We start from the raw sequence: 14,698 nt of genomic DNA on the forward strand, positions 1-14,698 counted from the left end.
GTACCGATATCCTGGTGTTGCAGGCGTTGTACTCGCTGTCGGACGACGCAACGGAATTTCCGATCAAAGATCGCTTGTCGTTCCAGCGTTTCCTGAGTCTTGGGCTGGATGGCACGGCGCCCGATACGAAGAAGGTGTGGTTGTTCCGTGAGTGTCTGGTGCAGGCCAAGGCAATCAACAAGCTCCTTCACCCGCTTCGATACAGCGCTGACCGATCGGGGCTATCTTGCGATGGGTGGGCAGATGGGATTTCCCGGTGCCGGGCGGTCCAAGAAAATGTAACACCTCGGCCAGGTTGATGAACTCGAGTTGGGCCAGCGCGGTGATGCGATGCCGGTCGAGCGAAGGCTGGAAGGAGAAGTCGAAGCTTTCGATGGTCTTGACCGGCATGAGACGGGCGGTACGCAGCGCTACGCCGATGCGCCCTGCCCCCGATCAGGCTCTCGAGTACATCGCTACCAACAACATATCCAGACTTGGGTTTAATTAAAATCGTACTAATTCGAGCTTAGGAGAGTAATTCTGAATATTCCGAATACGGATAGATGGCGCTTGCATTGAAATACTATTCAATTCACCTTCACCGCCTTCTCCACTATAGTATAGTTTCAAACTATGAGATTTGCACGGATTTTTTATTTGAAAATCCACGATAAAACTAGATTTTTCCTTAGAAAATAAAGCTTCACCTTGAGAAATTTCCCCATTTGAGTTGCATTGTATTTTCCAGGAAAATACTCTATTATTTTCTTGGCCAATTTTTGAAATTGGAGTTTCCATACGAAAATTGCCAACTGGAAAAACCATAAAGCGCTGAGCAAAAGGTTTTGCATTCTCGATAGATCCGTTGAAATTCAATTTCAGCGATCCGTATTTCGTGTATTCAACTTGAAATGCCTCGTTCGGAAAATTCCAGAACAGCGGGAGCTCCACTTTCGCTGTTTGCGAGGCCCGAAAATCAAGGTTCAGCCAGTCCGTTATAGGCATATCCCCGTAGATCTGGGCGAACCTTTGTGCTTGCGCCACGTCGCCGATCGAGACCAGCCGGCCAACAACGCTCTTGAGCACCGCGTCACGCCTGCGACTCTCACCTTTTACGTTTTGCATCAGGAATTCGGACAATCGGTGCAGGTCTTGTCTGCTCTCTGCAGACCTTATCGCAAATTCTGGAAACCAATCTCGCGACTGCCTACTGGCGACCAACTGCTCGCCACCGTCCTCGTCCAATGCTGCAAACAAAATGGGATACACTTGCTGCCGCATGCCCGGCGAAACGGATGCAAGCCTGTCGAGGCTGGCAACAGCCTCGGCCAGATTCCGCTTGTGTACGGCGTCTTCAAGCTTGGCCACCAGTATGGCCGGATTCCGTCGACTGCTCCGAATTCCTATATCAAGTATCGCTTCAGAGCGTTTGGGATCGCCATTGGTTTTAGCATTCAATTGCAGCATTGCGAGCGTGCCAATATCTAGTGGATCGCCCACGAGGCCGCTGACAATCTCCTTGGCGATGCCTTTCTTGACACCCGCGATCGAAGTTAGACTGCCCTCAGGTAAGGGTATGTGCCTATCGCCGCCCGCTATGGCGGGATTGTAGGTCGGAGTCAGCATAGCCTGCGTTGCGGTTACACTGCTCCATGATGCGGCTATGCAAAGCAGGCCGCCCAGCAATGCTCGGAATGTTATCCTTTTAGCCGCCAGCACGGAGGCTTCAGTGCTACACTTCGGCTTTCTCACCATAGCCGTACGAATATCCGTAGCCATAACCATAACCATAACCATAATTGTGGCGCTTGAGATCAATCTTTGTCACGACAACGCCCAGCACTCGGTTGCCAACCGCCTGAAGGCGCTGGATAGCAGTGCGCGCTGCGCGCCGAGAGGTACGCTCCGCTTCAATTACAAAAACCATACCCTCTGCAGACGTGCCGATCAGTGGCGCGTCTGCAAGACCCAGCACAGGAGGGGCATCCACAATAACGTGGTCAAAAACTTCGCCTAGCGACAAGACGATTTCACGAAGTCGTTCAGTAGAAAACAGTTCTGCAGGGTTGGGAACAGCGGGGCCCGTAGTCAATGCAGAGAAATTGCCTACCGGGATATGCTGCACATAATTGACTGCCTGGCCTTCGCCAGCGAGTGCGTTGGCAAGCCCGGCCCTGTTATCGATCGCTAGATTGGCATGCTGCGATGGCGAGCGAAGGTCGGCATCAACCAACACGACGCTTTTGCCGGTTCGTGCTACCACGAATGCCAGCGCGAGTGCCGTAGTCGATTTGCCTTCAGATGCTTGGGTACTCGTAACCACCAGCGACTTTGGAAAACCGTGGCTGGTCGAGAACGCCAGTACCGAACGCAACGAGAACATCGCTTCGTAAAGCGCAGACTTCGCATCGCCCAGATCATCGATGGGGTTGTGGTCGTCGACCTTGGGAGAATTGCCGAGCAGCGGCAAACCTAAATGGTTGCGTACGTCATCTGGCGTACGGATACCTTCGTCAATCTGCTCCAAAGCGAACACGCTAGCGCATGCAATTGCTAAGCCGATCAAAAAAGCTATAACCATGTTGAGCGGCAAGTTCGGCGAAGATGGCTTTTGCGGTACATCTGCAAAATCGACAATCGAGATGTTGCTGACCCCGACAGTGCCCGCAACACCAATTTCCTTGTAGCGCTGTAGCAGTGCATCGTAGAGTTGACGGTTGGTGTCGGCTTCACGCTGGTAAATATTGAACTGAATCGAGTCCTGCCGCTGGCGATCAAGTTCTGCTTTGAGCCCGTTGACTTTGGTCGTCAGATCCCGCTCGCGCGCCATGGCCTCCTGGAAGGCCTGCTGACGGCTCCCGCCGATACGCGAGGTTTCGCGCCCTATGGCTGCATCAAGAGCTGCCATTTCCTGTTTCAAGGTTACCGCTTCAGGATAAGCAGGCTCAAACCTCACCAACAGTTTGGCATATTGAGCGGCTACTTCGGCACGCTTTGCCCGCAATTGCGTAAGCGCCGGATTGTTGAGCGCCTCAGTACTGTTATCAGCGCTGCCGCCAGCGCGCGATTGTGCGGTAACACGATCGGCCTTGGCAACGGACAAAGCCTGGTTGAGAGCTTCAAGATCCGCTGAAGCCAAAGTCCGCTGCGTGAACGTACGACCATCCGCATCACGCACGGTATCAAGTGTCACGATGTCCCGGCTGGATGCGAATGTGACGACTTCGCGCTCGGACTGCTCGAGGCGAGCCTTCAACACTCCGAGACGTTCTTCAAGAAACTTTCGTGCATCTGCCGTTGAAGCAAATTGGCGGTCCATGCTCAGACCGATAAATTCCTGCACCCAGACATTGGTTATCTTTGCTGAAAGTGCAGGCGAACGGCTTTGCAACTTGATATCAACCAGCCGCGATAAGCGGATCGGGCTGATCTCGACATTGTCCAGCAACAACTGTACTGCTCGGCGTTGCCGCTCCTCGTTGACGGCCTTGCTTTCAGACTTTGCCCCCTCTGGCGGCTCGTAGAGCTTCTGGCCATAAGCGGCGAAGAATGCCTCAGAATTCTTGAGGTCAAGCTTCTTGGCAATCCGTTCGGCCAACGACTGCGCTTTGAGCAGCGCATATTGCGTTTCGTAGAACTCGAGATCACGGCCTTGACCAGCGGATTCAAGCCCTTCGACACTCGTAATGTTCTTCTGTTCGCGGCTGATCTCGATCTGTGCTTTGGCCGTATAGACCGGAGCTTTCAGCAGTGTGCCAATCAATGCAATTGTAAGAACTGCTGCCACAATACCGGCAATAAGCCAGCGCCACCGTACGATCGATTGCCAGACCTGGGTGAGCAAAGGGCGCAGGCTCCAGTTCATGCCGTCATCGACAGGATCGACGGCGTCTGGCGCCTGCATCGCGGAAATGGGTGTGTTGGACATCAAATGGGTTCTCTTGCAGGCTTTAGCGAGCGATACGATCAAGGGCGATGACGAGTGGCGAGGCCAGCGCCGACATGTCCTTGAAGAAGCGGCGGCTTTCGGAGAAGCCGACCATCACCACATCGTCGGCGTAGATTTCAGGGTCGCCATATGTGCCATGGCGGATCGCTTCGAGATTGTAGAGGGCGGCATAGCGTCTGCCACCAACCGTCCGGAACACGACCACGTCGTCAAGCCGTGAGAACTCGGTCGTGCCCTCTGCGCGCGCCACCGCGCCCATCAGGGACAGTCGACCGATAAGTGGATAGAGACCGGGTTTCTTGACCTCGCCGTCGACTGTCACCACGCGGCTCAGCACTTCCTTGAGGTTCACCGTCACTTGTGGGTCGCGGAAATAGGCTTGCCGCAACCGCGCAGCCATTTCCTGTTCGATCTCGACAGGTGTCTTGCCATTGACCTGCAACAGGCCGACCAGCGGGAAAGAAATCCGCCCCGATGCGTCGACCTGGATCTCGCGCTTGGACAGCTCTTCCATACCGTAGACATCTATGATCAACCGATCGAACGGCCCCACATAGTACGGTGTCGTATCTTTCTGGAAATCCTGCTGTGTCGGCAAGGGCAAATCGCCCGCCGGCATCACCGTCAGATTGGCATCGCCACCAAGCGTCGGCCGTCCGCCGCAGGCACCAAGGCCAAGCACAAGAACAAGGCCGCAAACGCTGGCAAGCTGGCGAACGTGCCGCATGCGCGACTGTTGTGGAAGCTCGATCATATCTGCCTGTCTTTTCAATTCCTGCATCCTGTCATTCGGCCAAGCGATCACGACGAGCGTGATCCGGCAGCGTCTTGCGCAAACCTTCCGTAAGCCAGATCAGCATAACCGCAAACAACGCACTGAACGCCGGGGTCCGCAACGGGTAGTCACTGATCGAGGCCAGCCCTGTGAGCAATATCACGATCAGGGCAGCGCGCGCCATATCATTACCGGGGCGCACCCGGCGCTGGCCAGGCACGAGGCAAATCGCTGCGCCCCCGAACCAGGCCAGTACCGCCCATGCCAGCAAAGCACCGCCAGGAACCCCCGCCGTCATGACGACCTCGAGCCAGTCATTGTGGATGTGATTGGCATAGGTCGGCATCAGCAATTCGTCAGGTTCGTGAATCTGATACACCGGCTCAAACGTCCCCACTCCGCTCCCGCCTGGCGCATAGAGCCTGATCATGCTGAACACTGTAGGCAATATCTTCGTGCGCATGTCTTCCTGGGGGTCGACCTCGATCAAGCGCTCAATCGAAAGCGCGCGGTCATTGCTCAGCGCGATCCCGGTCATTGCCAGCCCTGCGCAAACCACCAGGACAGTCCACAAGACCGCCGGTCTGCGATGCAGCTTTGCTGCCGCTGCAGCACCAGTAGTACCGGCACCAGCGCCTTCGCCGACACTCGGCCCCAAGCCTGATAGGCCGCGCTCTGGAGCGTGCCTGCCGCCAAATGGCGAGAGTACAAGCAGCGAGCCCACCACCGAAATCACCATGGCCACAATGCCCGAACGTGAACCCGTTGTCAGAACCAGCGGCACGAGCACGAATATCAGCACAACTGCCGCAGGTCTGGTCAGGTCAAGCCGCTTCTTACCGCGCTGGTCGAGCACGATTCTCAGTGGGTGGTAGCGCAGGCAGGCCATCGCGATCGGGAACAAGGCCGCCAGGAAAACCGCTTGATGGTTGCGATTGGCAAAGAATCCGTCCGCCACACCAAAATGCATTTTGCGGTAGAAATACAAAGGCCCCCTGGGATCCCCGGAAACCTGGGCAATTGCCAACACAGCACTTGCAAGCCCGATCCCCAGCATGGTCACACCAAGGCGGCGAATGTCACGCGTTTCAAGCTGCGCCACATGCACGACAACCGAGAGCGGCACGAACAGCGACCACAAGGCATTCCACGTCCAGGGTGGCGACATCGAAATCGGGCGCCAGGTCCCGGTCAATCCGACCGCAGCATCGATATCGACGATAAGCCCGCGGCCAGGCAGGGCGCTCCACCAAGCAGGCGGCAAAGGGACGAGATGTATAGCCGGCAACAGCAAGACCAGCGCTGCAAAAATGAATACCGTTCGGTGCGCTCGAAATTGTGCGCGCTGCAATGTGATTGCCCCGGCACCGAAAATCAGGACCGACAAAGGCCGAAGTATCAGCAATGACTGCGTGTCGGGCCGCGAGGTCCCGCCCATCATGAAGATTGCCAGCAACCACAGGCTGACAAAGACCAGCCGTGCAGAAATCGCGAACGGCCAGCGTGACGGCAAAGGCCAAAGGCGCCCCTTGCTACCGGATCTACGACCACCTGCCATGCGCCGCCGCTTACTGCCCGCAACAGCCGAGCGGTCTTTCGGGCGCTCATCGCGCTGACCTGGATCCCATGAAGTCATTGTCATCTGATGCTTGCGAAAATTAGAAAACTGACCCTGCAAATTGCCACGACGGCGCGCACGCTACCGCAGTACGGGTGAAACTCACCCATATCGCCATGTCTTATCCTGCGGCGCCAGCCGCTTCATCCAGCCCGGTCCTTATGGCCCTGTTCGCGCCACGTTATCCGAGCCAGCCTTTCACCACACTTCTAGCCCGTCTGCCGACGGGAAATCACTACCACCCTCGCGCTTGTCGTCCGGAGCATTGTTCCTCAGGCCAAGCCTACACTGGTTGATTGCATCGAAACTACATGATCCTGGCCGAGAAGTTCGAGGAGCAGCGCAACCCTGCCAAGCTCATCGCACTCGACAATCCGCGCAAGACGTTCGGCAAACGGTCCTGCAAGGACCTTCACCGTTTGGCCGGGCCGAAAATCTGCCAGCGTCGAACGGACAATGCCATTGTCGCACCGGGACAGGATATGCTCCATCACCGCTTCCGGCACCGATAGAGGCATGTGATCGCGCCCACCGACCAGCCCTCTTACGCCAAATGTGCTGTTTACCCAGCGCCAGGGTGCGGTCAACGGATCAAACCTGACAAAAAGGTAGCCAGGGAACAGCGGCGCAAGCACTTCGCGGCTTTTGCGTGCATGCCTGACGGTCTTCCTGAACCTCGGCCAGAAGCTGGTAAATTTTTGCCGGGCTAGCTGGATCGCAGCAAATGCCTCCTTCCGCGGATGGGTCTGCACCACGAACCAGCGGTCTCCTGCACGCGCATGCGCAGTATCGCCTTGTTCCACCACGGTATCCGGACCGCCTGGCGCGCGGTGGGCTTGGGGAATGCCTTCAGACCGGTAACGGCTTGCAGTATCGCACATGGCGACATGACCAGCCTGCGCCGAACGTTCCTGTGCACCGCTGGGACTCACTCAAAAACTCCCCCGAAACCCTGACCGGGAATCAGTTAAAAACAGAGCGACCCGTTCCCGTCCGATTGCGACGGTAAGCGTCCGAAATCAAGCCGAATATATTCACTTTGGTTGATACTGCCACAATTTTTTTGCAGTGCAGCACGATTATGACTGGGTGACTACGAACCTGGAACATCCACAGCACGCCAGTGACCCTACCCCATGGGACGGCCGCACGAGCCCGACAGCATGTGCATCATTGACTGTTCCCGAGACGATATGGCCTGAAACCCAGGCCCCCGCACAAGGTCTTTGAAAAACCACAATGATTTCACGCTCGTGAAGCTGGAGGTCCCGCATTGCGCCGGGTGCCGCCAGCTCATATTGAGCCGCATGGCCTGCACAAGTGCTTGCCAGATGCACCGCTCAACGCTTACCGCCGCACGGCCTGCTTCCGAGCAGGACGCGGCCGCACATCGGCCTCTCGCTCTGAGCATGTGCAAAATGTCATATGCAAGGCGAACGGATGCAATTGTGCGGCCAATTGAGCATAAAACAAGCTCAGTGTCTGACCCTACGCACTGTTGCATATGGTTGACACATGGAGAGCGCCAAGAGGCTTTCCGCAAGAAGCACACGGCCCCCTGCCTGGCTCTGAACCAGCCTAGCCCGCCTTTACGTCAGAGGCGCCGATCTAGGATTTCTTGCCAAAAGTTCGATGACATAAGGTGACATGTGCCAGATGAGGCATAGGCCCGAGCATCCCGGCCTTACCGAAAGTCAGCGCAGGGTGGTTCGCTGCCGGCTTGCCGGAGCAAAGCACAATTTCACTCAAGGCACGCACAGTTCAAGCGTAAACACCTGGCCTCGGCGGAGCCGGCTTCCCGCTCAACCCAAGAGGCCGCTCAACCCAAGAGGCCGCTCAACCCAAGAGGCCGCTCAACCCAAGAGGATTGCGAACTGCATGATTCCCACCCACAGGGCAAGCGAAAGCCCGATTGGCAGGACAATGTGGATCCAGCCCGCGACTTTGCCGCGAGGTCCCGAAAGCCGAACTATAATGCGGTCGGGACCCGACATATCGACGCTGGAAAACGCCCGGGCGAATATTTTCTCGAACAGAGGCCTCAGGCCTGCTGCCCCAGCATGCCGACGTGCTGTCGGGACCACAAATGCATTCGCTGCACGACCCATCTCGACTCTCCCAAGTCTTGCTTCAGACAGTCCACCTCTTGAGGATGATTTTACCGTCCTAGGCTAGCGGTCGTGATGCTACCGCGACAAATGCTGCAGCATCAACAATTTTCAACGATATCAGTATTTCTACTAACAATTTATTACGCCATAATGGTGTGATAGAGAGGAGCCTCAATGGCAATTTGCTGGCCTGGGTCTGCCGAGCGTCCCGATCCGCCTGCTCCCCCTACCCGTCAGGTCTGAGGGATAGAATTCACGTCCTTGCCGAGGTCGCCCAATACCGTCGTCACTGTATCGCAGCCGGCGCGCGTGAGACTTGTCAAGTCCCGCCGCCGATCCTTGCAATCGGCAATGCGCAAGCGCAGTCCCTTCCCATGCAGTATCATCAAAAAGCGCCATGATCCGCGGATGACAAGGTTGCAGCAGGATCACGTGACGATCGCATGCAGGTTGACTGGAGAACCACCGCCTTGAGCGGGGAAACGATAACGCTGTCAAAACTGAGGGGACGGCATTTGGTCACGGCCCAGTCATGACGCACGTCGCCAACCGCCTGGCGGGCTCCGCACCAGGCGGACATCGCAACGCTTGCACCGCGTCGTCTGGCGATCAGCCGTCCATCTTAGCTTGCTCTGGCTGGGGCGATGCCAACCCAACCAACACATTATTCTCAACATGCGACCTCCTCGCAGCCAAGCAATGTTCAGAAGGTGCTTCACGAAAATGGAAAAATAAACGCCTTTGTTTCAATCCAATGCCGGCAAGACACGCAGCCACGAGACGCACAGGCTCTTCTGGCAAAGTCGAATCTGGGAAGGTTCGGGCATGGCAGATCGGGAAAGGACAAACGGCATCGAACGCGCAATGCCGACCAGACGTCCCGAAAACAAAAAGGCCCTGCAGACGTGGCACGAAAGCAGGGCCAAGGTGAGGAAGCCCTGAATCAGGCCATCCTCGTGGTCACCGCCTCGCTACACCATCTGGCAGAGCCTTGAAAAGTGACAATTTTCACATCACCCGACCCAAAAGTAGCTGGCACCAAAAGATCAAAAACTGCCAACAGTTCGCCCCGGGCACACCTGACCTGGATCGCACCCTTGCAGGGGGACTTTTGCCCAGCCCGGCCCTGAACCAGAACCAGAGATCGACTGTCAACAGGCCATGAACTGGGAGGGACGTGGCAGGGACGGATGCCGCGGAAATGTCGGCCATTGCCCTGTTCGGCTAGGAAGCTGGACATGGAGAAGGTTTCCCGTTGGGCCAGATAAGCCGCGCGTGCGCCATTTTTCCAAGCGGACAGGTAGCGTCCTGGCGAGCATTCCACTATACTGTCGGTGTCGACAACCTCCATGGCCCTGCCCGGCAATGTCGCCCAAAATGTCGTCTGAATTGCTCCGTTGGCATCATAACGGTCTTGCAGCCAGGCCCGATGACGCGAATGGACGGCTTGTTTTTGCAAGGACGTGGTGAGACACCGCACAAGTTATATGAGTTATATGAGACGCTTGCAGCCATGATCGCACGCCCCGGAACCTTGCCGTTGTCTGCACAGCAAGAGCGCGTGATCGCGCTGGCCGCACAAGGCAAAACCAACGACGAGATATCGGCAGAAATGGGCATCGCCTTGCGCACGATCGACGTCCATCGGCGCATGGCTTATGCCAAAATGGGCGCGAGCAGTGCACCGCAAGCTATTGCCATCTATCTCTGGGCCAAAATTCACGCGCTCGAAGAAGAGAATGCCAGGCTTCGGCAGAAATTGTCCGAAGTTCGCAACTGACAGCAGCACGCCAGGGCAAGCGGTGACACGCGCCAGCTCCCCTGGACACCGCCCTCCCCCTGACACGCGCAAACCGCACCCTTGCTGGCCGTTAACCCTCCAGCCCGGCAATATGCCTGCCCCAGTGCGTGGCGTACAACATCGCGTGTCCTGGCAAGGGCCCGTTTATGCGCCAGGCTCGTGTGTGGCACCAGCCCATGCGCTGCCCCCAGCCTTGGGTTTGGGGCAACATTCCTCCGTTTCTGCACTATTTCGCGTCGCGCGCGATGTCGATTGCCGTACTATCTGCAGCACGCCGGCCACAAACCTCGTTCCCCTGAGGATTGAGCCACATCAGGTTCGGCTTAGGCCAGGGAACGCCTCCCGCTGTCCCTGGCAACTGGGTGGCGGTCAATCCGATGAAGTGACGCATCGCGATTGACCGCCACTACCTGTTTGCTCTTCGCGCGCGCCGCTGCTCTTGTCGGCCCGGCTACGATCACGCCGGAAACCTTTCGTGAACATGCAGAGCCCTATCGTCCTATGCATGCCGCCCCAGCCATTGCAGATATTGCGCGACGCGCACCAGACTGGACAGCCGCCGTGGTTACCGCCTAGGCAGCACCCGGTTCGCAAGCGCCTGCTTGCAGTGCTGGAAGGACATCGTGTGAAGCTCTATATCTGGAACCATCCGCACAACATTTTGTACGGCGGGGCCATTGCCTACGCCGTCGCTGAAAGTGAAGACGCGGCCCGTGACGAAATCCGCAAGGCCCCCGTCATGCTCTACGGCGACCAACGCCAGAAACTTGATGTGGCAGGACTGCATATCGATGGCCCAGCCGACCGCATCCTCGACCTGCCGTGCGCCGAAATCTTTCAATGGGAGGAATGACCCGGCCCGCTGCGATGGACCCAGGCATCGTGCCGTGCCGCCTCTGACAACGGCCAGCTGTCCTGCCTTGCCCCCGCCTTGGTCTTCCAGGATCACCGCGGACCAGGATCGTGCAGGCCCCCAAGTTCATCAACACGCACTTGGCGTGCCTGACGCTTTTTGAGACCGTTGGACGTGATTGCGATCAACTTCAACGGGTCGAGTTCGGGAGGCAACAAGGCGCGCTCACGCAGCGCGCCGCCCTCATTGTGCCCGGCAAGTCGGACCTGGCCGCCGCTTCCAAAGCTCAGCACCCGCATGATCCGCAGCGCGGCCTTCGGATCATCCGGCTCAACTATCGCAATCAGGTCGTTTTGACGCAATGCCAGCACTTTGCGCGCAGCAGGATGAGGCCGTGGTGCAACGAAGCCGCGCTGATGATCGTCAAACATCGAAATGACTTGCCCAACCCACTTCCCGTCAGGCAGTTCCCACGCTTCGAAGCGCGCGTTTGCATCACCCTTGAACGCCTTGTAAGGATTTTCCTCGGCATCTCGCACAGCAATCACGCTCATCGGCTGCCGCACCCGCACTCGCCGAATTCCTGCGAAAACCGGATCGTGCCTTGCAAAGGCGGCAAGGCCTTCCTCGAACGCCTTGCCCGACAACCCGGCAAGCGCGGCTTGCAACGCCCTGCGCAAATCTGCGCCGGCAATTCTTTGTGCATCAACCAGATCGCCAGGCTTGAGCGCCGTGACGGAAATCCGGTGAACGACCACAGGCAGACCATTGTCCCCGACAATACCTGTCAGACCATAGGCTGTATCGTTGTGCAAACGACCACCGGTTGAATCGCGCGTCCGCGGCGGCGGATGCATGCGGCCATGATCGGGCTTGTGACTGACGATGACCGATCCCAGTTGCGCTGCAATGTCATCACGAAATCCGGACCATGGATCAGGCACATCTCCAAAAATGCCCCCTTCCCCGCGCGCTTCGTTAAATGCGATACTCTCGCAAATCTCATCGAGAAAACGGGGTGCCATCAATCCGGAAACTGCCGCGTTTATTGCTGGATGACGCAGATCGGTCTGCCAGTTGCTGCCGGACCAACTCCCTTTTGACCACACCCGTTCGGGCAGGTCGCCCCTCAGCGACCCCGCCCTGGCGTGATCGGGCAGAATCGTGTCGAGCCCCCAGAGCCTGCGCAACAACGGCGTAAGACGCCCAGGGGTTACGGTTACTGCGCCAACATCATCATACAGACTGTCCAGATAGCGCTGGGCCAGCCCGGTATAAAAATGACGGTCGGTCAGTTGTTTCGCAATTGCGACAGCCGCGCCATCCCGGCCGACACCAAGCGCCTTGGGTGAAAATCGCCACTGGCGCAAACGGTCGAGCCGTTCCACACAACGCATGATCGCCGGCCAACGCGCCGTGTGCCCCCAGGCTTCCCAGGGCGTCTGGTTGCCCTTGGCATGTATGCAGGCACGGTGGGCGACGGTGCGATTGGGCCAACCATCATCGAAGGAACGCGAGAACGGCAAGATGTGCGTGATGGCAATGTCATTGCCGAACAATGCCTCCTGCGCGATCGGTTCTCCGCAAAACGGGCACCCCCGCGGACCTTGCGCATCGACGTCGAGCTCGCCCCACAGCTTGAGCACCGCCCGGTTGTACCCGGTATCGGGCTGCGAGGCTTCCCGCAATCTGACGGAACCGTCCTGTGCCGCGCGCATGTAGCTCCGCCGCCGCACCGCAGCATAAGATTTCACCTTTTCACTTGCCTTGAGATCGCGCGCAAGAGCAACCACGACCTCATCGGGCTTGCCATGCTTTGTGATGATCGCATTCATCACCCGGCGTAATTGATTGAACGCGATGTGCAGGCCTGGATGATTGACCCGACCCCACCGCTGTTCACCCTCGTCACGACTGTCGAGTGTTCCCGGCACGATCTCGCTTGCGAGAATTTCTCCGTAATACGGTAGCAAGGCATGCCCGCCAGGGCGCTTGTCACCAAGCCGCAAATCGCCAAAGGCCACCTTGTAGGCCTGCCGGGGACTGACCACTGCCCGACGCATCTCGTGCAGCAGGAGCCGGTTGGCTGTGCTCCCCAGCCGGTCATATCCTTCGGGCAAGGCTATCTGCGCAATAGCATCGGCCTCCTCGTCCGTGACCCCGTGATGGGCCACCAGCCAGGTCACCAGGCGCTCGCTATCTTCCTCATCGACAACCTTCTCGATAATCGACCATTGCGTTGCCTTGTCCAGACGGGCCCAACGTGGGCCAAAGCAGCGCTTGGCACTGAAGGCGGCACTGACAACATCACCCGCGATGCTCGTAGCGTTACTTCCCGGCACAGCCAGTCGCTGGTCGGATGCAAGACCAATCAATCTTGCCAGAAGACCAAGACTGGCCAGCTTCACTGTGCGCATTTTGTGAAACAGTATATCGCGTTGCTCGATACTCAGAGCGCGCTCACCATGTCCGGTCCTGACAATCTGCAATTGGTTGACCGCTTCAAGCAGGAACCGCTCGCGTATCGCAGGATGCGCCAATGCCATCCTCGGTTCTTCGCGAAAAACCGTGCACATCCCTTCCTTGATAGACTGCAACGGCCGTTGGAAGAAAACAATACGCCGCAAGCGGGCCCTTGCCTTGGCATGCAGCACATCGGGATGGAATGCCGCTTGCGCCGCCCACAACCTGTCAAACTCGTCTTCGAGGTGGCGCCGCTCGGGGAAGAAAGCATATCGGCCATCTGAAGGATCTCGCCGGACGCGCAAGCCGGGAACGGCATTCTGGTTCGGCGCACTGCTGGCCCGCAGAAAAAGAAACTCACCATAGGTTCGTGCCGAACATTGCGCCATCGCTTCATCGAGCGCCTTGATGCCCGATGCGATCGTTCCATCTTCCTTGTCACCGGCCGCTCTTGCCACCTTGCGGTTGAACTTGAATCCGCGACGCTGACCAAGGTGAAAAAGAATGCGCCCAAAATCATGCAATGCAATCGGCCGGTCGAGTGCGGCAGCACGCAATTCATAAGGATCTCGCAGTGCCAGCGCTTTTTTCTGCTGCTCATCAACCGGCATCAAGCCTGAGTCCGCCAGCGCCGCGAGCAAGGCTGACCGCCGCTGCACATAGCGATCGCGGCGCCTGCGCATTGACCGGGCGATACGGCGACCAACTGCCAGCGGAAGCCGGCTTCGAGGATCGCGCCCATCCCGGAAGACACGAACACCCAGATCTCGGATACTCACCGGGTTTGCATGAACATCAAGTTCGAAAAGACACCAGCCGATGCTGCTTTCGCCAATTTCCAGTCCAAGACGTGTCTGCATTTCCGGTCGGCCAATCTAGTTGACGCACCACGACGGGGGTGCACTGCGCCTTTCCTCAGCCGATAGTATACCACTTGACGCAGGCCAAGGCTGTGTTAGCAGCGCAGGCTCAGAAATCGCAGGTCTGGTCGTTAACAAGCGACTTGATTGCACCAGATAAGGTGGGGGCTACGGCCCCCACTTTTTTGGGCCCTGGCAGCTTGAATAGCCCGGCGTGGGAATTGTCGCGGTATTCGACAATCTCCTGTCCGACAGGCCGCTGTGCGTGGAAGCGTAGCCAATGGCC

8 protein-coding genes and 2 pseudogenes are annotated in these 14,698 nt (G+C 57.7%); 3 read left to right on the forward strand and 7 right to left on the reverse strand.

Annotated elements, in window-relative coordinates; all coding sequences use genetic code 11:
• Positions 1-8: 8 nt before the first annotated feature.
• Positions 9-246 (forward strand): annotated as a pseudogene (locus tag OVA07_RS00465) (transposase); the annotation flags it as partial.
• A gap of 48 nt (positions 247-294) precedes the next feature.
• Here the strand turns inward: OVA07_RS00465 and OVA07_RS00470 are convergent.
• The 6 genes and pseudogenes from OVA07_RS00470 to nusG all read right to left on the reverse strand — a co-directional run.
• A pseudogene (locus tag OVA07_RS00470) lies at positions 295-390 on the reverse strand (ATP-binding protein); the annotation flags it as partial.
• 96 nt (positions 391-486) lie between these two features.
• On the reverse strand, positions 487-1,761 hold the full coding sequence (locus OVA07_RS00475; protein ID WP_268169512.1) for a hypothetical protein: 1,275 nt from the start codon (positions 1,759-1,761) through the stop codon (positions 487-489).
• Positions 1,715-3,910 carry a GumC family protein gene (locus tag OVA07_RS00480; protein WP_268169513.1) on the reverse strand — a complete coding sequence of 732 codons (2,196 nt, stop codon included), beginning with the start codon at positions 3,908-3,910 and terminating at the stop codon, positions 1,715-1,717. The genes OVA07_RS00475 and OVA07_RS00480 overlap by 47 nt, the downstream gene beginning before the upstream one ends.
• Positions 3,911-3,932: 22 nt before the next feature.
• Positions 3,933-4,736 (reverse strand): polysaccharide biosynthesis/export family protein, encoded by an 804-nt coding sequence (locus OVA07_RS00485; RefSeq protein ID WP_268169514.1) that lies wholly within the window; start codon positions 4,734-4,736, stop codon positions 3,933-3,935.
• A complete protein-coding gene (locus tag OVA07_RS00490; protein WP_268169515.1) occupies positions 4,717-6,219 on the reverse strand; it encodes an O-antigen ligase family protein in 1,503 nt (500 codons plus the stop codon). Before OVA07_RS00490 ends, OVA07_RS00485 begins: the two co-directional genes overlap by 20 nt.
• Positions 6,220-6,596: 377 nt before the next feature.
• A complete protein-coding gene (gene nusG / locus OVA07_RS00495) occupies positions 6,597-7,127 on the reverse strand; it encodes a transcription termination/antitermination protein NusG (protein WP_268169516.1) in 531 nt (176 codons plus the stop codon).
• Positions 7,128-9,948: 2,821 nt separating this feature from the next.
• Between nusG and OVA07_RS00500 the strand changes: the two genes are divergently transcribed.
• A complete protein-coding gene (locus OVA07_RS00500; protein ID WP_268169517.1) occupies positions 9,949-10,215 on the forward strand; it encodes a helix-turn-helix domain-containing protein in 267 nt (88 codons plus the stop codon).
• 646 nt (positions 10,216-10,861) lie between these two features.
• On the forward strand, positions 10,862-11,089 hold the full coding sequence (locus OVA07_RS00505) for a hypothetical protein (protein WP_268169518.1): 228 nt from the start codon (positions 10,862-10,864) through the stop codon (positions 11,087-11,089).
• A gap of 92 nt (positions 11,090-11,181) precedes the next feature.
• On the opposite strand, the gene cas9 is transcribed toward OVA07_RS00505, so the two are convergent.
• Positions 11,182-14,412 (reverse strand): type II CRISPR RNA-guided endonuclease Cas9, encoded by a 3,231-nt coding sequence (gene cas9, locus OVA07_RS00510; protein WP_268169519.1) that lies wholly within the window; start codon positions 14,410-14,412, stop codon positions 11,182-11,184.
• Between the last annotated feature and the right edge of the window lie 286 nt (positions 14,413-14,698).

It is taken from the genome of Novosphingobium sp. SL115, assembly GCF_026672515.1.
In the GTDB taxonomy this organism is placed as follows: Bacteria; Pseudomonadota; Alphaproteobacteria; order Sphingomonadales; family Sphingomonadaceae; genus Novosphingobium.